A 19970-nucleotide genomic window follows, 5' to 3' on the forward strand; every position below is an offset into this window, starting at 1 on the left:
TCTTCGGTTTAAAATGTGATATTTACGCCCGCTGTAAATGAGCGAAAGAACGGATATCCAAAGGCCTGACCGTTGGGAGTTTCAGGATCATAGTACGGGTTCCATGATTTTTTGAATTCAAATAAATCTTCCCCGGAGAAAAAGACTCGTAAGAGATCTATCTTTGCCTTGGTAGTTAAGGTTTTAGGTAATGTATACCCCAACTGAATATTTTTCATCCTAGCATAAGCACCATTTACTACCCACTTATCCGATATTCTTGTATTACTTCCTCCTCCCATCACAGGGCGAGGAAACATTGCATTTGGATTCTCAGGCGTCCAATAATCTTTGTGTATCGCCCAGGCTTGACGCCAGCTTTCGGTATAAGGAAGTGTCAAGGTCGATGGTAATAAAAACTCTCTTTTACCAACTCCTTGAATAAATGCACTAAAATCAAATCCTTTGTAATCAAAAGCTAGGTTCAGACCAAATGAATAGCGTGGATTTTGTGTACCAAGATAAACCAAATCACCAGGGTCATCTAAGTTACCTTTACCCGAGGAAATAATATTATCACCATTGATATCCACATAACGAATATCGCCGGGACCAAGAGTTGGATTCTGATGGTTTACCTTATTATTTGCTATTTCCTCTGCACTTTGGAAATAACCGTCAGTACGATAGCCAAAGATTGAATTTTTAGCATAGCCCTCCAAGAGGGAAACTAGTCCACCACTCACATTTCTTCTGTTCAGGAATGATATAACCTTATTATTGTTATCTGATATATTTGCTGCTACCGAATAGTTAAGATCCTGTCCAATTTTATCTCTCCAACTTAGACTCAATTCCCATCCCCATGACTTAAAGTCACCAATATTTGTACTAGGACTTCCTATTCCAAATACTCCCGGTTGCGTCACAGTTCCATAAGTACCTTTTGTCTGACGCCAGAAATAGGAAAATGAACCTTCCAATTTTCTATTCAACATCGCAAAATCCAATCCCACATCCGTGTTAGTCACCTTTTCCCAGGTCCGCAATGGCGATGCAGCGCTCCCAATCCAATAATAGGTATTACGAACATTATTAAATGGATAAGCATCCCCCTTAGAAAGCGAATTGATATAATCGTAGTTGTTTGCACGTGGATTATCACTATTTGGATCATTCGCTTGTTTACCCCAAGCTGCCCGGAGTTTCAACTCATCAAATATTTTAGATGCTTCACCAAACCAAGATTCGTTATTTATACGCCAACCTGCAGAAACACCGGGCAATGTAATCCAACGATTCGCAGGTGACAGTCTAGAACTTCCTTCTCTATTTAAGGTTCCTTGTACGATATATCTTTTATCGAAAACATATTGCGCCGTTCCAAAGAAAGAAATCAATGTATTTGTCTGTATATTATCATTAACTGATGTATTATTTTTATCGCCCGCTTGCCTTAATGCTAAAACATCATTAGTTGGCAAATTGGCTGCTGATGCAACAATATAATCATAACGATAATCGTCATAACGGTATCCTCCACGTGCTAAAATTTCATGTTTATCACTGAACGTACGATTATATTCTCCAACTGCTTGCCAGTTATTTGTCAAAGCTTGCCCCCGTCCTTTAAGAATTTGATTCAAACTGAAGTTGTTACCACCTGCCCAGCCCGATTGTCCTGTCAGATTATACATCGGGACAGGTAAACGCGTATTGTTGTCATTATCAATCAATATCCTTGGACTATATAATAGACGTAATTTTAGTCCCTCCGTAAAGATGTCTTTAACGCCCAATTCAAAACTACCACCGATCTCGTGAACCACATTATTATTACGTCCTCCCTCTTTCAATAACGCAACAGTTTCGCCCCCAGCACTCCCTGCTGCATATTTCGTATCGCCGCTTTCGGGAAGATATATAGGACTAATACTTCTCGACGAAACAATATTATAGATCAATCCATAATCATTACTCGCCCCCAAAACACTCGAATTTCTTTCCGATCTGCTATAGATAATTTTGGAATCCAAGCTGAACATCTTTGACAATTCCCTATGATAATTAAAACGTCCATTCAGTTTTTTATAATCGTCAGGGCCATATCTAAAAATACCCTTGTCACTTACATAACCCAATGAAAACAAATAATTATCCTTATCAGTACTACCCGATATTGAGAGATTCTGGTTTAAACGCGTAGCCTTATCCTTTAATAAGATTTTAGGATAATTGTAATTACCAAAATATTGATAGGCTGTTGGATTTGTAGGATTTACTCTATAGTATTGATTAGGATCTTTCATCAAAGCAATTAATTCATCACTCCAATCTGGAGACTGCCCTGCATTGATACGCGCGAGATTTTGCATTTCTGCTTCTTCCCAGCTATTAATCCGTTCTGGGAATAACCCCATCTTTTTTGCAGTCCACATCCCTTGGTAATTCACTTTTAATTTCCCTTGCCCAGATTTTGTAGTTACCAAAACCACACCGGCCGCCCCTCTTGATCCATAAATTGCTGTAGCGGACGCATCTTTTAAGATGGATATGTTAGCGATATCATCAGGATTTGTATACGTCAATGATCCAGGAACGCCATCAATTAGCACTAAAGGACTCGATCCCCCTGTCGATAAATCACCCCTGATATTAACAGAAAACCCCTCGCTTCCGGGCTGTCCCCCAGATCTAGTTACAACAAGCCCTGGTGCAGCCCCTTGCATGGCCGACATCACATTGGAAATAGGACGAGATTCTAAAGTCTTTTGATCGATCGTAGAAACTGAACTTGTTAAATTAGATTTCTTCTGTGTTCCATATCCCACAACAATAACCTCATCAATGACCGATCTTGCACCGTCCATACTTACATTGACAACATTGCGTCCATTAACAGTAACTTCTTGGCTTTGGTAGCCGATATAGGAAACGACAAGTGTCGCCCTGGAACTCACCGACAATGAATAGGTACCAGTAGCATTTGTCGAAGTAGAAACACTTCCACCCTTCTCCCGAATCGTTACACCTGCTAAAGGTGCTCCTTGACTGTCTGTAATCCGCCCCGTAATCGAAATTTTCTGCTGTGCCATACTCGCACCCACAGTAAACATCATCATAGCAGACAGTCCAACTTTGTAAAACTTTGCCATACTTTAGGAAATTAGTTTTATAATAAAAATTGGTTGTTTAATAAGCCAAAGATGAGTCTATGAGCAAATTAAGGCGGGGAAAATTCATAAATATTTAGGGGTAAAATCTTAAATTTGATCCAAAGACCCCATAACCATGAACATACTGCCTATTTTATCGCGACAATTTCTGCTGTTATTATCTATCATTTCCCTTTGTTATGCTCAGGATCTTAAGTTTGAAACGCTAAGCCAGGATAATGTATTGGATAAACAGGCGGTGTTAACAATTGCGCAGGATAAAATGGGTAAACTTTGGTTTGGCGGCGGCCCCAACCTATTTGTATATGACTCCCAGCATATCAGCAATATTTTAGTACAGGATACCGTCTTTAAAAAAGTAGATTATATTAATAAGATTGCCATCAATGCAAAGAATCATCTCTTCATCGCAACTGCAACTCAATTATTCATTTTCGACATCGGCAAACGTAAAGCTGTATTGAAACAAGGAAAACCTTTTCAGGAAAAAATTGTCGTCACCGACATCCAGTTTTTATCAGACCAAATATTTCTATGCACAAACAAGGGACTTTATCAAGCAATCCCGACCGCCGGGACCTACAATCTCAAAAAAATTCTGGACCGTCCCTGTGTACAATCCATTATTCAAACCAGCCCCACGGCATATATAATAGCAAGTTACAAGGGCATTGAATCTTTTTCTCTGCAAAATGATCAGATCTCCACTATCCGGGATCTAATGCTACCCCCGCTCCCCTTAAGAGAACGTATTTTCAGTACCCTATATCTTCATCAAAATATGCTTTGGGTTGGGACAAAATTGCATGGAATATTCCAATTTAACTTCACGGATAAAACATGGAATAATATAAACGAAACCAATAGTAATCTATTGAGCAATAACGTCCGGAAAATTGTGCCGGCAAAAAATGGTGAACTACTGATTGGCAGCTTAAAGGGACTCTCGATCTTTAATGGATCGGCACAGTTCGTAAACTATAAACATAATACTTCCGTCAAAAACTCATTGAGCCAAAATTCGATCTATGATATCTTTATCGATCGGCAACAAATCACTTGGATAGGAACCTATTTTGGAGGAATAAATGCTATTTACCCCGATCTTATCCCCATACAACATTATTCCACCCGTTCGCTTTCTGGTCTTCGACTTAATAGCGATATTGCCGGCAGTTTCGCAGAATCAGAAAACGCGTATTGGATCGGAACGGAGGAAGAAGGAATCAACAAAATTGACAAGCGAACAGGCGCTACCTCTCCATTATCACAATTGACGCAGTCGAATCTGATTAAGGACTTATTCACAAAAGATAACAAAATCTACGCAGCACAATATGGTGGCGGTTATTCCATTATCGATGCCCAATCTGGAAATGCGCAACACTTTTATCTGGAAAAAGATCGCCTAAATCTCAAAAACAACATCTACAGTATTTACGTCGATCCTGCGCGTCGTATTTACCTCGGAACCAATAAAGGACTCTATACCGTGGACCCAGGGAAACAGCCGCAATATAATCCCGGTTTAAAGACAGCTACAATCGATGATATACAAGCTGATGCTAAACAGTACATTTATTTCCTGAGCGGAGGTTCGCTTTTTCGAAGCAAACCTAATGACTCAAACATAAGCGCGATACAACAATTGGATACATTGACGGTAGGAGGATTTTATGTTCATTCGAATGGGGATATCTGGTTAACATCCAACCAGTATTTATATCAATTTGATCAGAATAATCACTTAACCAAGGTATGTTACTTTCCAAACAACGCACTAGGTTGGCCCATCTATGTAAACAATAAGGTATGGGTTACCAGTAAAGATGGTCTCATATGCTTTAATCCAAAGACAAAACATAGCTATCTGCTCAATCAATATGATGGTTTACCGGTTAAAAATCTTCTTGGAGCTAAGATCTTTGCCAGCAAAACAGGAACATTATTCGTCACCACACTCAACGGTGCAATTTCCCTAGATACTCGAAAAATAACCTTCAATCAAAACATCCCCAATGTCCTCTTTCGAAATATCTTCCTCGAAGAGACTCCACTAAACTACGGAAGGATTCAGAAAACGGAAGATCCAAACAGTTATCAGCTCAGCCTCCGACACGATGAAAACTTTCTTACTATTAATTTCTCAGGTTCTAATTTTATAAAACCGCAAAAGAATAGGTATCGATACAAGCTCGACGGTTTTGACAAGGATTGGATTGAAACAAGTAATCCTTCAATACGATATACGAATGTTCCAGTAGGTATACATAGGCTGACCATATTCGCAAGTAACAATGATGGTATTTGGAGCAGTACACCGCTACGGATTAATATCGACATTCAACCTCCATTTTGGAGAACGTGGTGGGCCTATCTAATGTATGCCGGATTATTCGCTCTGGGCGTTCATTTGGTTATTAAGTTTGTTGTCGAAAGGAAGATGCTGATCAATTCGGAACGGGAGCAGGAAAAGAAAATAAAATTCTTTACACAGATATCTCACGAAATTCGTACTCCGCTGACTTTGATTACCGCTCCATTAGATGAAATTATATCAGAAACAGCTAATCTTAGCACTACCCAAAATAAGGTAAAAAGAATAAAAAAGAATGCCAACAAACTCCTAGGAGTCATCAACGAGTTACTGGATTTTAAAAAGTTCGACGACAAGCACTTTGTCCTGAAAAAAATGGACATCTCTTTTAGGGAATATATAGAAGACACCTTCTACCTATTAAATGATCTTGCCAAAGCAAAGCATCTCAACTATTATATAAGGCAGTTAGATTCTGTAGGCTTACAATCCATAGATACAATACAATTTGATAAAGTCATGTTCAACCTGCTGTCAAATGCGATCAAGTACACGCCTGAACAAGGCACGGTTTATCTGGATCTGGTCGATAACAACCACACAATAACTATTAACATCGCCGATAATGGAATCGGAATCGCAAGCGATAACCAATTCAAAATATTTGAAGAGTACTATCGCGAAGAACAAGCTCAAGATGCGATAGGCACTGGAATCGGACTTGCGTTAACCAAACATATTGTACAACAGCACAAGGGGGATATCTGTTGCCTTACACAGGACGATGAAAAAGGAAAATGGACTGTGTTTACCATAAATCTACCGAAAGATCTTGGACCCAAAGCAAATAATCACCTGGATACTCATCTCATAAAGACTCCTGCAAAGGAAATGAAAGACGTTAGCATACCAGCCCCAAGCATCCTTGATACCTCCTTGCAAAAAACTATTTTAATTGTTGAAGACAATAAAGAATTAATGGCAACAGTGGCGGGTCTGTTTCAAGATGCCTACACGATCATTACAGCTCACAATGGTGAAGAGGCCCTTTCTAGGGCATTGGAATATGTCCCCGATCTGATTATTTCGGATCTGATGATGCCTTATATGGATGGTGCTCAACTGTGCGAAGCCATTAAAAAAAATATAATCACTAGCCATATCCCATTCATCCTGTTGACCGCAGTTACCGATAGCAACGCGCAGACTTTAGCATTGGAAAACGGCGCAAATATCTATTTGACAAAGCCTTTTGGTAATAAACAACTCTTTCTTTCGGCCCAAAATCTCCTCGCTATAAGTCAGGCGAAAAGTAAGGAGTTTCAGGTCAAGACAACTACTTTCAACAATGAACTTGATGCACAATTCATTTCGTCCTTAAATCAATTGATTGAAGAAAATCTTCAATCGGACGGCTTTGACGTCAGTTTTATTGCTCGAACAATGGGAATGAGCGCGCCAATCCTCTATCGTAAGTTGAAGGCTATATCTAATTTGTCTCTCAATAACTATGTGAAAATGTACAGGCTAAACAAAGCGAAAGAATTACTGAATTCGGCCATGAATATCAGTGAGGTTGCTTACGCTGTGGGATTTTCCGATAGAAAATACTTCAGTAAGGAGTTTAAAAAACAGTTTGGACATAATCCTTCAGAACAAACAGCGAATTCCAGCCAGACCGCTAAATCTTAGCTATTTGTTCAATGTAGTTTATATCCTGTTCTTTTTCATCTATTCCGGTGTCGTTGAAACGAGTTCATCTCCCAAGAATTGCCTTATTTTTTTGATCGCTTATTTAGCAATCGATTTAATCATTGGTTCACCATCCAACAAACGTTGATACCGCACCAAAGCCTCCACATAATAATAATCTGCATAGGTCAATGGAACATCGATTTCCGAATTCAACGGTAGTGCCCCAACACTATGTTGCAAGATGTAACCACCGTTTTGACCATAAGGAGCGAGATAGGGTGCCTTCGAAAGGCTTCTAAGAATGGTTTCCGCCTTATTAAAATAATCCAACGCTTCATTTCCTTTTGTATATTGTGAGAGCTCCAATAATGCTGAAGCATATAATGCTGCCGCAGATACATCCCTTAGATCTCTGTTCGGATACATTTTATCCGACTTCGCAATTTTATCTTTATCAAAATCCCAATAAGGAACCAGATCAGCAGGCAGATTTGGGTTACTTAGTATGTATTTTGCGATTTGCTGTGCCTGCTTCAAAAATTCTTTCTTCTTTGTTTCACGATACATCATGGTATAACCGTATAGTGCCCATCCTTGGCCTCTTGCCCAGGCCGACTCATCAAATGCTCCTTGATGTGTCTTTTTTCCGATGGCCTTACCGGTCTTCTTATCATAATCGATCACATGGTAGGAACTATAATCTTTTCTGAAGTGGTTTTTCAAGGTTGTTTCAGCATGAGATACCGCAATATCATAGCATTTTTTATCTCCAGTCACCTTAGATACTTGTGTCAAAAACTCCAAATTCATCATATTATCAATGATTACCGGATATTGCCATGATCCATGATCCCAAGAACGTATTGTTTTGGTAATCGGGCTGTAGCGAGACGCCAAGGAATTGGCACCAGTGCTCAAAATGGGTATATACTTTAGCGTATCACCGGTAAGACGAAGCGCATTACCAAAACTACAGAAAAGCATAAAACCCAAATCATGTGTGCCTTTGTTGTTCTTTTCTTTCTCCAGATACGTCAATGCTTCTGTTGCTTTCTCCAATAATGCTTTTTCTTTGGTACCTTCATATAGATACAATAACGTCCCTGGATAGAAACCCGAGCACCACCAGCTCGAAGAAGAAAATACGTGTTCACCCTGCTCAAAGGTTTTCGGAAATTTTTCTGCAAAAGTTTCTGCCGCAAGAACCTTTATCTGATTCGCAGCAGCGTCCAACTGTTCCTGAATAAAGGCTTTGGACAAATTCGGTTTCACTGTTTGCGCCTGGACAATGGGACATATGCCCAATACGGCTAGTACCAGTACAAAATATTGCGTTAGTTTCATTATCTATTAGATTTTTAGTCTGTCAATGCCAGCGGATTAATTTGATCGCACCTAATTACCTTCTCCTTAACACAAATTGAAATTGATAACAAATCGTCGAAGCGCAATTTCTAGCTACATCCATGTGATTTTAAACATATTATACAATGCAAAAATTTGGTATCTTAAGTTCATCTTTTAGGATTTGCGATCAGAGTGACAATAAAGATGCTGCAATATTTTGCCAGAATCAAGCTCCTTTTACGAAAACGATTAACTATAATTGAAAAGTTACTGTACGATCACATTATCGCGGCAGTTTGCCATGATATTATAATGTAACAATTCGCAGACAAAAATAAAATCATAGGTATATGATTGCCTATTATATTAGAAAGAAAAGGATTTATAACCATTCTTTTATCATTTTTTAACAAAACATAAATAAACAATACGTAAAATTTTAGTTATCAGTTTACATTCATCAGTTTTTTGTCTATTTTTAAGACTAAATATCCAATGCGGTTAATTTTTAACAGCCTAATAGAGGATCAATTATACAACAACTAATCCAACCAAAATGAAAGAACAGAATTCATCAAGGCGTGATTTCATAAAAAAATCCGTGGTCGGTGCTGCGGCATTTTCTATTGTACCTCGCTTTGTACTCGGAGGACAGGGATATCTTGCTCCGAGCGACCATCTAACCAAAGGTGTCATTGGTGTCGGCAATATGGGCCGTGGACACTTTGCCTATGCCGGAACTAAAACAGTAGCTATTTGTGATGTAGACAAAACCCATCTGGCGGCAGCACAAGCAGACTTAGGCGGTGGTGTGAAGGAATACCATGACTTTAGGGAGTTGATTAAATCTCCAGAAGTAGATATCGTACATATTGCTACTCCCCCACATTGGCACGGATTGATGTCTATTGAAGCGGCAAAAGCAGGTAAAGATATCTGGTGTGAAAAACCGATGACCCGAACTATTGGTGAAGGTAAAAAAGTGAAAGAAGCCATCGCTCAGCACGGCAATATCTTTCGTCTAAATACCTGGTTTCGTTTCAAGGACGACTTTTATGGAATGAATGTTCCCGTAAGCAAAATCAAAAAATTAGTCGATACAGGCATGTTGGGTTGGCCATTGAAAGTCACGATAAGCAAGCATACGGGTTTTGACTGGAAATTCTATTGGGTAGGAAAGGAAAATTTACCAGAGGAAAAGGCTCCAGCAGAACTTGACTACGATTTTTGGTTAGGTCCAGCGCCATACAAACCTTACAACAAGCACCGTGTACACACGACCTTTAGGGGATATTGGGATTATGATGGCGGTGGCCTTGGAGATATGGGACAACATTATATGGATCCTGTTCAATACTTTTTAGGTAAAGACAATGAAAGTCCCATTACTGTCGATGTTGATGCTCCGCAACAACATCCGGATGCTGTGGGTACATGGCGACGCATTACATTTACTTATGCCGATGGTTGTCAGATCATTCTAGACGGCGATGCAAAGGATGAAAAGGCAGCCTATATCGAGGGACCAAAAGGTAAATTATATCGAGGATTTCAATCTGATATACCCGATTTGGAACGAAAGCTTGCACAATACCCTGAACCTGCACCACAGATTGTCGACTTCCTGGAATCTGTACGCACTAGAGAAAAGTTTGCACTGAATGAAATCAATGGACATCGTTCTTGTACTTTGGTCAACATGGGATTAGCAGCATTGCGACTAAACAGATCATTAAAATATGACTCCCAAAATGAGCTATTTATTGATGATGACGCCGCAAATAGATTGATTCACCAACCAATGAGAGGCCCTTGGTCTATTTAAAAAGATATCCCAATGAAAAGAATATTCAATTCGCTGACTGTATTGCTTCTTATTTCTAGTGCAACTTACGCTCAGCAACCACAAAATAGAACGACTGCGACCAAAATAGCAGACGTATTGGCACAGCAGCCTGCCGAAGAAAAAGAAAAATTTTTGCTTGCCATGCATGAGCTGGAAGGCTTCTCTGCTGACGATGTCGTCACTTTCCTTAAGGGACTTAAAGCACCGGGAAGCAATAACGCTCCGATAGAATTTGCAGCAAACAGCTATTCATTCTATGTAAATCAACCCGGTAAAGAACAGCAAAAAAGAGTTTTTGTTGAAGGTTTGGCAAAATCCATCTCGCAATTGAGTGAACCAACAAATCAGGTCTTTGCCCTACGCCTGTTACGTCAATGCGCCGATAATACAGCTATACCAGCTGTCGCTAATTGTTTGACAAACGATTATCTTGCCGATGCAGCAGCGAGAACGCTGGTATCTATTCGTACCCCTGAATCGACAGCAGCCTTAGAAAAAGCTTTAGCTGCGTCAACGACAGAGAAAACTGCTATTGCCTTAGTTACCGCACTCGGAGATTTAAAGGATATAAATGCGGAAAATGCTATTTTGGAATTGACCAAAAAATATAATTCGGACGGTTTTCAACGGACAGCATTAATCGCATTGAGCAAAATAGGTGGCACAGCTTCCGAATCGCTATTCCAGGAAAGACTCACTGCTGCAGGTTACAGTTACGACAAATTTGATGCGGTTGGACTTGGTATAGACTATGCCCAAGCGTTGATCGACAATAAACACGACCAAGATGCGGTTAAGTTTCTGAACAAATTTTTCCAGGAATCCCAAAAAGCCAAATCAATCAACGGTCAAATTGCATCGCTTAAATTATTGACGACTATTGACCCAGCGAAACAACAAAAGAACTTATTAGCAGCAGTTAAGAGCGATAATGGTGCTTACCGTAACATTGCTTTACAATTACTCGGAAAATACGGAAAGGGCAGTGACGCAAAAAGCTTGCTTGCTTTAGCGAGCAAAAGTACACCAGAAGTTCAAGAAAGTGTATTGAACTACTTAGCCCACAATGGTTCGGCAAGCAGCTTAAAACTAATCCAGGCTTTAGTAAATAAAACACAGTCTCCAGTAACTAAATTAGCTGGATTAAGTGCTCTAAATACACTATCACAGGGAAAAGAAACCAATACTTTAATCCAGGCGCTCAACACAGATCAACAGTTCAACAATTCGGTAAAAGCGTTGATCCTATCATCTAAAGATGCAAATGTTGTTACCGATGTCAACAATGCGCTTGCTACGGTAGATGACGACAAAAAGATTCAATTGCTGGATATTTTAAGTAAACGTTCCAACAATGCATCATCCAAAGCTGTATTAGCAATAAAGAGTGCAAATCCTGCTGTCGAAGAAGCGATCAACAAAGCACTTCCCAATGTTGCCCAGGAATCGGATTTAGAAGAACTATTCAATAGGCTAAACAATACAACAGATAATAAATCTGCCGTTCTATTGCAACGTGCCCTAGTCAACGTGATTCAGTCAAGCACAAATTCAAAAGGATTAACAGAAAAACTGGCAGCTAATATAGCGAAATCAGCAGCGCCTAATACCGCTAAATATTTCCCCATTTTTGCTGGGCTTGGTGACGCACAGTCATTGCAAGCTGTAACTGCATACCTTAACAATAATAATACAAGTCTACGGTCAGCAGCAATTGAATCGTTAGCTGGCTGGTCTTCCTCCAACGCACTTCCAGAATTGGTATCGCTTTCTCGAACAGAAAAAGACGATAATCTTTTCAATACAGTATACAGAGGATTGATCAAATCAATCTCTTCATCTTCAAATACACCTGAACAGAAAACCTTATTGTTGCGAGATGCATTCAGTGTCGCCAAAACAGCAGAACAGAAAAAAGCTGCGCTATCGGCATTGCAACCAACAGGAACATACCAGTCTTTCGTTTTCGCAGCTGACCTGATGAACGATCCCCAACTTACTGGAACAGCAACTAATGTCGCGATGAACATTGCAATGGACAATAAATTCTACGGTAAGAAGGTTAGAGAAGTTTTGGAACAGGTCATCGGTAAATTGTCCGGTAGCGAAAGTGGATATCTCAAAGAAGCTGTTGTTCGTTATCTCGCTGAAATGCCCATCAAAGAGGGGTACGTTTCGATGTTCAATGGTAAAGACCTCAGTGGCTGGAAAGGATTGGTCGCCGACCCAATCAAACGCAGTAAGATGAACGAGAAAACTTTAGTGACAGCACAAGCTAAAGCGGACGATATCATGCGTAAAGGCTGGACAGTAGCCAATGGTCAAATTGTATTCAGCGGAAAAGGTGACAATCTAGCAACCGTAAAACAATATGGTGACTTCGAAATGCTGGTAGACTGGAAACTGGAGAACTATGGTGGAATAGAGGGTGATGCTGGTATTTACTTGAGAGGTACTCCTCAAGTACAGATTTGGGATATCGCCAATACAAGAGTCGGTGCCCAAGTTGGCTCCGGTGGATTATATAACAACCAAAAAAATGAAAGCAAACCATTGAAGGTCTCCGACAACGCTACCGGCGAATGGAATACGTTTAAAATCAAAATGCTAGACGATAAAGTCACGGTTTGGTTAAATGGACAATTAGTAACCGATAACATTCCTCTTGAAAACTATTGGGATAGAAACCAATCCATTTTCCCTACCGAACAAATTGAGTTACAAGCGCATGGTTCAGTTGTTTATTATAGAGATCTTTTTATCAAGGAATTCCCAAGAAAGCAAATCTTTAAGTTGAGCGATCAAGAGAAAAAAGACGGGTTTGAAATACTTTTTGATGGAACAAACCTCGACAAGTGGACAGAAAACCAAGCTTACGTGATCAATGACGAAGGTTATATCTGGGTGTATCCAAATGCAAAATTTGGTGGAAACCTCTACACAAAAGAGGAATATGCAGACTTCATTTATCGTTTCGACTTCAAATTGACTCCGGGTGCCAACAATGGGGTGGGAATACGGGCTCCTCTGGAGGGAGACGCCGCATATGAAGCCATGGAGATCCAGGTGCTGGATGATGATGCAGATGTCTATAAAGACTTGAAGCAATATCAGTATAATGGTTCTATTTATGGCGTTGTTCCTGCTAAAAAAGGCTATTTAAAACCTGTTGGGGAGTGGAACGCTGAAGAAATAACCGTGAAAGGTAATCGCATCAAAGTTACCCTCAATGGTACTGTCATTGTGGATGCAGATATCGCAGAGGCAAGTAAAAATGGTACCTTGGACGGAAAACAACATCCTGGACTTAAACGGACCTCTGGTCATATCGGATTCTTGGGGCACGGTACTGAAGTATTCTTCAAAGACATTCGGATAAAAAAACTCAAATAGTATAGATGTATAAGTAGAAGGGGGGATAAGGTATCTTATCCCCTTTTTGCTAAATAGCCAACTTACTTACCGATTAAGAAAATAACCAAATGATTCCAAAACTTTTGCTAAATTAAAGCCCTGAGGATTCTATTTCAAAAATATGATGTTTTATGACTAAAGCCGTAAATTTACTGATTAACAAAAAATTGGAGAGTAAACCTGAAAAGAAAAATCTGTTCAATAAACTCTCCATTATAAAATTAATAGCCGAATTAGGATCTGTATCGGTAAATGACATTGTTAAAAACCTTTATTTAAGCTTGCCCACAGTGAATAGCTTAATCGCAGAATTACTGGAAGATGATTTTATACGTCAATTTGATAAAGGTGAATCTATTGGTGGGCGCAAACCTAATTTATATAAATTACGCGATGGATTGTTTCAGGTACTTTCGATTGAGCTCCAACGTTTCTCCATCACTATGAGTATAATGGACAACAACCAGAACATTATTGCTGAAACTGTTGAGCTGGATAATGAACTATCCCGCAATGGAGAAAATCTAGCCGCTATCACACAAATCGTTGATCAATATCTTATCGATAAATCAGTTGATATCGAGAACCTAACAGGTATTATCATTGGTATGCCTGGGCTGATCAACGCTGAAGAAGGTACCAACGAGACATTTTTACATGACGACAATCAATCCATAACAAATTATTTTGAGCACATATATAAAAAACCGGTCTTCATTCTGAATGATGTTAAAGGAGCGGCATACGCTGAACTGAAATTTGGTTTGGCAAAAAACACAAAAAACAGTTTAATTATCCTAATGGACTGGGGAATAGGTTTAGGAATCGTGTCCAATGGTGAAGTTTATCTTGGCCGGGATGGTTACTCGGGTGAAGTGGGACATATGCCCTTTATCGATAATGGCGAACTATGCTACTGTGGGAAAAGAGGTTGTTTGGAAACCGTAGCTTCCGGAATTGCTTTAGTCAACAATGCTAAACAGGAAATCCAGAAAGGAGAGCTGACTAAATTAAATGAGTTGCAACCCGATGAATTACAACATTTAACACCAACGCATATTATTGAAGCCGCAAACAAAGGCGATCAATTTGCAATCAATCAGATTTCCAAACTGGGCACAAATCTTGGAAAAGCATTTGCATCACTGATCCAACTACTCAATCCGGAATTGATCGTACTAGGTGGAAAAATTGCAAAAGCAAATGAACTGATCACTATTCCGATACAACAGGCTATTAATTCGTATACCATGGCAATATTGAAAGAACACTGTGAAATAAAAGTTTCCAGTTTGAATCTTGACAGCAATACTGTGGGCCTTACAAACTATTTTATCACAAAGTACTTATCAGTTGAACTACTTCGAAAATCCAAAATTTAAAATTGTCCTGTACTCAATAAGACCAGGGTACAGGCTCTTTCAGTTTTAATACCATGCTCCATGGCGAGCTGCTCTAATTCAGGATTCTCTGCACCCGGGTTAAATATAATCCGTTTCGGTTTCGTTGCCAAAATATAGTCATAATATTCTTTCTGATTATGTTCACTGACGTACATCGTCACAGTATCGATATCGGAATAGACATTGCCTTTCTTTTCAATAGAAACTCCAGCTGCTTCACCCCCACTCAGACCAATATTAACAATATCATGTCCATGCCTATGCAGCATATTAGCGGCTTTATTGGAATAACGAGAAGGATTGCTACTAGCACCCAAAATCAAAGTTTTTTTCATTTTTATATCCGTTTATATCACCTATTGATCGCGCCCAAAAACTTACTCATCAATGATAAAATCCCCGTGACTACTATAGGCATTTTTACGCAATACCGGCATTCCCAAGATTTTATAAAGCTCGTCTAATTTAACCAAACTTCCATTAGTCATATTAGAAAGCAGAACAATGACAATATTTCTTTTTAGATCTCTTACGTAAATATGTCTAAAACCGTGCCACCAACCTGTATGGTATACGATATGATCATTAGCATGTTCAAACGTACGCCAGCCATAACCATAGCTAAAAATCCCCTTTTTCGCATCAGGATATCCGCTATATGCCGAATCTAATGTGGACTGTTTTAACAGCTTTCCATCCCTCAAAGCGAGGTCAAAGCGATAAAGATCACGAACGGTACTATAGATTCCCTTATCACCAAGTGGTCCATCCTGAAAATTTTGTACAACGGATCTCCTCCATATCTTATCGTGTCCGATAACGTTTGTAGGTATCTTATCATATACAGCCTTTGAAAGTGCAGCCGTATTTGTCATCCCGGCAACATTAAACACACTATCTTTCATATAAGTAGCAAAGTCTTGCTTTGATACCTTCTCTATGATAGCCCCTAAGACCATAAAGTTCGAGTTATTATAAAAAAAACGTCCCCCGGGCGCACCATAACGATTCGGCTTAAACTCGGTCAGCATTTTCATTACATCCTGATTAGTCATCCCCTTCTTACGATCAGGCCAGTGTTTTTCTGAAAAGTATACGTAATTAGGTAATCCCGAACGATGAGTCAATAACATTTTTATTGTAATGCCTGGATATGGAAAATCAGGATAGAAGTCATTGATCGTTTGATCGAGGCGCAACTTTCCAGCCTCCACCAACTTTAAAGTCCCGACGGCTGTCAGCGGCTTAGAAACGGGAAGCCAACTCAAATTTGTCGTCAATTTTTAGACTATCCCGTTTTAGATAATTAGCCCAGCCGAATGTATTTTGATATAAAATTTTTCCATCTTTGGCAATAAGAACATTTCCGTTGAAGGCAGCTTTTGAATGAAGATTCTTCATAAAAGCATCAATTTTCAAATCTGCATTATTGGCATTATAAACCAATCTTGTACTATCCACTTTTGCCTGCGCTATTGCTGCTTCTTTCTGTTTTTTCTCTTTTGAATTACAGGCAACTGTAGATGCCAACAAAAGAGCGACCATTCCCTTTAAAAAAAATAATTTCACTATATAATGTCTCCCGGATTCTTGTATTATTTGTATTGTATATTAATAAATATCACCCATTTCTCTTCTATTAAATGATATAAAAATATCGAAGTTCGTAATCGAAGATCAAGTGTATCGATAATAATGCTAAAATGAAGATTTTAGTATAAAAAAACGAATTTTTTCCTCACTATATTGTTATTCATCTTTTATGTTACCTAATCTACTGACTACGTCATTCCTTTAAAAAAAAATCAGGCCTAATTAGGTGTAACGTACGGATGGAATTGTCAATATAAACGGCCAGCTTTTCACTTTCACGAGCTCAGACTAATTTAAGAAACAAAAAAAGCCACTTTATTGCTAAAGTGGCTTTCATTCCTTCGTTAAAGGATTATGCTAACAATCTCACTGGATTTTCCACCAGAGATTTCAATGTCTGTAAAAATGCAGCTCCAGTTGCGCCATCTACCACACGGTGATCACAGCCCAATGTTACTTTCATTACATTGCCTGGAACTACTGCGCCATTTTTAACAACAGGAACAGCCTGAATTGCTCCAACAGAAAGGATTGCACCATCTGGAGAGTTTATGATGGAAGTAAATTCATCAATTCCGAACATCCCTAGGTTGGAAACTGTAAATGTAGATCCTTCCCAATCTGCAGGTTGTAGTTTTTTAGCTTTCGCTTTTTGCGCGAAGTCTTTCACCTCTGCAGAGATATGCGATAATGATTTTCCATCAGCAAAACGCACAACAGGAACTAATAAACCATCTTCAACAGCCATTGCAACACCAATGTTGGTATGCTCATTGAAACGGATTTTATCGCCTTGCCATGAAGAGTTTACAGCAGGATGTTTTTTCAAGGCAACAGCTACAGCTTTTACAACGATATCATTGAAAGAAACTTTTACTGGAGCAACTTCATTGATCTGGGCACGAGCAGCCATAGCATTATCCATGTCTATAGATACTGTCAAATAGAAGTGCGGTGCGGTAAACAAGGACTCAGCCAAACGACGCGCAATAGTTTTACGCATTTGGTTAACTGGTTTTTCCGTGTAACGTTCTTCCCCCACATACGTAGGTAAAGTAATCGCTTTTGCTTCTGCAGGAGCAGCTGCGGATTTTGTCTCTACAGGTTGTGCAGCAGCAGGAACGAATGACTCAACGTCTTTCTTCACAATACGGCCACCATCTGCAGACCCCTTAATATCACTTAAGTTGATCCCTTTTTCTTGCGCAATTTTACGTGCTAAAGGTGAAGCTTTCACACGAGAATCATCGTTGCTAACGGCCGGAGCTGCAGGAGATGATGCAGTTGAAGTAGCATCAGCTTTAGGAGTTTCAGTCGTTTCGGCCTTTGGCGCATCAGATTTTTGATTCAACAACGGAGTAATGTCAGTTCCAGCAGGACCAACGATTGCTATAATGTCGTTAACCTTTGCAGCTTCTCCAGCTTCAAGACCGACATATAACAAGGTACCATCCGCATAGGCAGTAACTTCCATCGTAGCTTTATCCGTTTCTACATCTGCAATCGCATCGTCAGATTTGATCGTATCGCCAACTTTGAAGTTCCATTGCGCAATAACACCTTCTTTCATGGTATCACTCAACAACGGCATTGTGATCACGGTACATCCTAATTCCTCAGGAGTTACTGTACTTGCCGAAGATGCTGGAGCAGAAACTTCTTCTTCTTTTTTGTCTTCAGTTTTTTCTGCTGCTTTCTCAGCTTCAGGAGCATCTCCACTCAACAGCGCTTGAAAATCTTCTCCTGGTTCGCCCAAAACTGCTATAACAGCGTCAATAGCTACTGCTTCGCCTTCTTTAGGACCAATATATAAAAGAGTTCCTTCTTGGTAAGACTCAAAGTCCATCGTAGCTTTATCTGTTTCAATCTCCGCTACTAAATCACCAGAATTTACTTTATCACCAACTTTTTTGTGCCATTTCGCGATGACCCCTTCGGTCATTGTATCGCTCATTTTCGGCATTCTTACTACTTCAGCCATTCTTTATTATATTATCAAGTTAAAGAGTATTAATCTAAAATAAATGGATAGTCTTGTTGTACATATACATCTTTGTACAATTCATCTGCAGTTGGATAAGGAGATTCCTCTGCAAATTTCACCGACTCCTCAACGACCTTTTTCACATCAGCCTCAACTTCTGCAAACCAAGCGTCGTCTGCATAGTTGTTTTCTAAAATAGCATGTTTAGTCGACAACAATGGGTCACGGTCTTTATACGCTTCTAGTTCTTCTTTCGTACGATATTTAGCTGGATCAGACATGGAGTGTCCTTTGTAACGGTATGTACGAATTTCTAGGAATGTTGGACCTTCACCTGCACGAGCACGTTGAACAGCTTCGTCCATCGCATTGTGTACAGCAACAACATCCATTCCATCAACCGGAGCAGAAGGCATATCGAAACCTAAGCCCATTTTGTAAATATCCTGCATGTTCGTTGTACGTTGTACAGACGTCCCCATGGCATAACCATTGTTTTCACACACGAAGATAACAGGGAGTTTCCACAACATCGCCATGTTCAATGTCTCATTGAATGCACCTTGACGCACAGCTCCATCACCCATATAACAGATATTTACATTATCTGTACCAAGATATTTCTCAGCAAATGCTATACCAGCACCTAAAGGAATCTGACCACCAACAATACCATGGCCACCCATGAATTTATGCTCCTTGGAGAAGAAGTGCATGGAGCCTCCTTTACCTTTGGAACAACCTGTGATCTTTCCATATAATTCAGCCATACAAGCATTGGCAGAAACGCCTTTAGCCAAAGCGTGGGCGTGATCACGATAAGCAGTGATTAAAGAATCTTCAGGCTTAATAACCGACATCGTTCCAGCGACAACTGCTTCTTGTCCTATGTACAAGTGACAGAAACCACGAATCTTTTGCTGTCCGTAAAGTTGACCTGCTTTTTCTTCAAACTTACGCATAAGTAACATCGACTTATACCACTCCAAATATGTCTCTTTTGTTATAGGTGTTGAACTCATTTCAAAGTTTTGATTTTCTTACTATTCTAGACTACAAATCTAATAATTTTGGACGAATTTCCTTGTTCAAAAATCAATTTTATTTCTACTTTAAGACACTTCTAAGACATTTGATTTAAAGTATATAGCATTTGATTACAAATAAATGAACGGCACAACCAAATAAATCAAAAACTTATGAAAATAAAAAAGCT

Annotated in this window: 11 protein-coding genes; 4 read left to right on the plus strand and 7 right to left on the minus strand. The window is 39.4% G+C overall.

Annotation, left to right across the window (positions count from 1 at the left end; all coding sequences use genetic code 11):
• Positions 1–8: 8 nt before the first annotated feature.
• The gene (locus tag QE382_RS22425; protein WP_307187830.1) at positions 9–3134 is read right to left on the minus strand and encodes a SusC/RagA family TonB-linked outer membrane protein; all 3126 of its coding nucleotides are present in this window, start codon (positions 3132–3134) and stop codon (positions 9–11) included.
• A gap of 136 nt (positions 3135–3270) precedes the next feature.
• Here QE382_RS22425 and QE382_RS22430 point away from each other — a divergent pair, with 136 nt between their 5' ends.
• Positions 3271–7164, plus strand: a complete 3894-nt coding sequence (locus QE382_RS22430; RefSeq protein ID WP_307187831.1) for a hybrid sensor histidine kinase/response regulator transcription factor — start codon at positions 3271–3273, stop codon at positions 7162–7164.
• 99 nt (positions 7165–7263) lie between these two features.
• Here the strand turns inward: QE382_RS22430 and QE382_RS22435 are convergent, their stop codons facing one another.
• On the minus strand, positions 7264–8511 hold the full coding sequence (locus tag QE382_RS22435) for a glycoside hydrolase family 88 protein (protein WP_307187832.1): 1248 nt from the start codon (positions 8509–8511) through the stop codon (positions 7264–7266).
• Positions 8512–9070: 559 nt separating this feature from the next.
• Here QE382_RS22435 and QE382_RS22440 point away from each other — a divergent pair.
• The 3 genes from QE382_RS22440 (at position 9071) to QE382_RS22450 (ending at position 15156) form a co-directional block, all read left to right on the plus strand.
• On the plus strand, positions 9071–10339 hold the full coding sequence (locus tag QE382_RS22440; RefSeq protein WP_307187833.1) for a Gfo/Idh/MocA family oxidoreductase: 1269 nt from the start codon (positions 9071–9073) through the stop codon (positions 10337–10339).
• Between the two features lie 12 nt (positions 10340–10351).
• Positions 10352–13753, plus strand: coding sequence for a DUF1080 domain-containing protein (locus QE382_RS22445; protein ID WP_307187834.1), 3402 nt, complete (start codon positions 10352–10354; stop codon positions 13751–13753).
• Between the two features lie 152 nt (positions 13754–13905).
• A complete protein-coding gene (locus tag QE382_RS22450) occupies positions 13906–15156 on the plus strand; it encodes an ROK family transcriptional regulator (protein ID WP_307187835.1) in 1251 nt (416 codons plus the stop codon).
• On the opposite strand, the gene QE382_RS22455 is transcribed toward QE382_RS22450, so the two are convergent.
• From QE382_RS22455 to pdhA, 5 genes are all read right to left on the minus strand, one after another.
• Positions 15153–15512, minus strand: a complete 360-nt coding sequence (locus QE382_RS22455) for a CoA-binding protein (protein WP_307187836.1) — start codon at positions 15510–15512, stop codon at positions 15153–15155. The genes QE382_RS22450 and QE382_RS22455 overlap by 4 nt on opposite strands.
• A 42-nt stretch (positions 15513–15554) precedes the next feature.
• On the minus strand, positions 15555–16445 hold the full coding sequence (locus QE382_RS22460) for a serine hydrolase domain-containing protein (protein ID WP_307187837.1): 891 nt from the start codon (positions 16443–16445) through the stop codon (positions 15555–15557).
• The gene (locus QE382_RS22465) at positions 16423–16746 is read right to left on the minus strand and encodes a hypothetical protein (RefSeq protein ID WP_307187838.1); all 324 of its coding nucleotides are present in this window, start codon (positions 16744–16746) and stop codon (positions 16423–16425) included. The genes QE382_RS22460 and QE382_RS22465 overlap by 23 nt, the downstream gene beginning before the upstream one ends.
• 376 nt (positions 16747–17122) lie before the next feature.
• A complete protein-coding gene (locus tag QE382_RS22470) occupies positions 17123–18751 on the minus strand; it encodes a dihydrolipoyl dehydrogenase family protein (RefSeq protein ID WP_307187839.1) in 1629 nt (542 codons plus the stop codon).
• A 29-nt stretch (positions 18752–18780) separates the two neighbouring features.
• Positions 18781–19776, minus strand: a complete 996-nt coding sequence (gene pdhA, locus QE382_RS22475) for a pyruvate dehydrogenase (acetyl-transferring) E1 component subunit alpha (protein ID WP_046674850.1) — start codon at positions 19774–19776, stop codon at positions 18781–18783.
• Positions 19777–19970: the final 194 nt, after the last annotated feature.

Origin of the sequence: Sphingobacterium zeae, assembly GCF_030818895.1 — a bacterium.
Taxonomy (GTDB): domain Bacteria; phylum Bacteroidota; class Bacteroidia; order Sphingobacteriales; family Sphingobacteriaceae; genus Sphingobacterium; species Sphingobacterium zeae.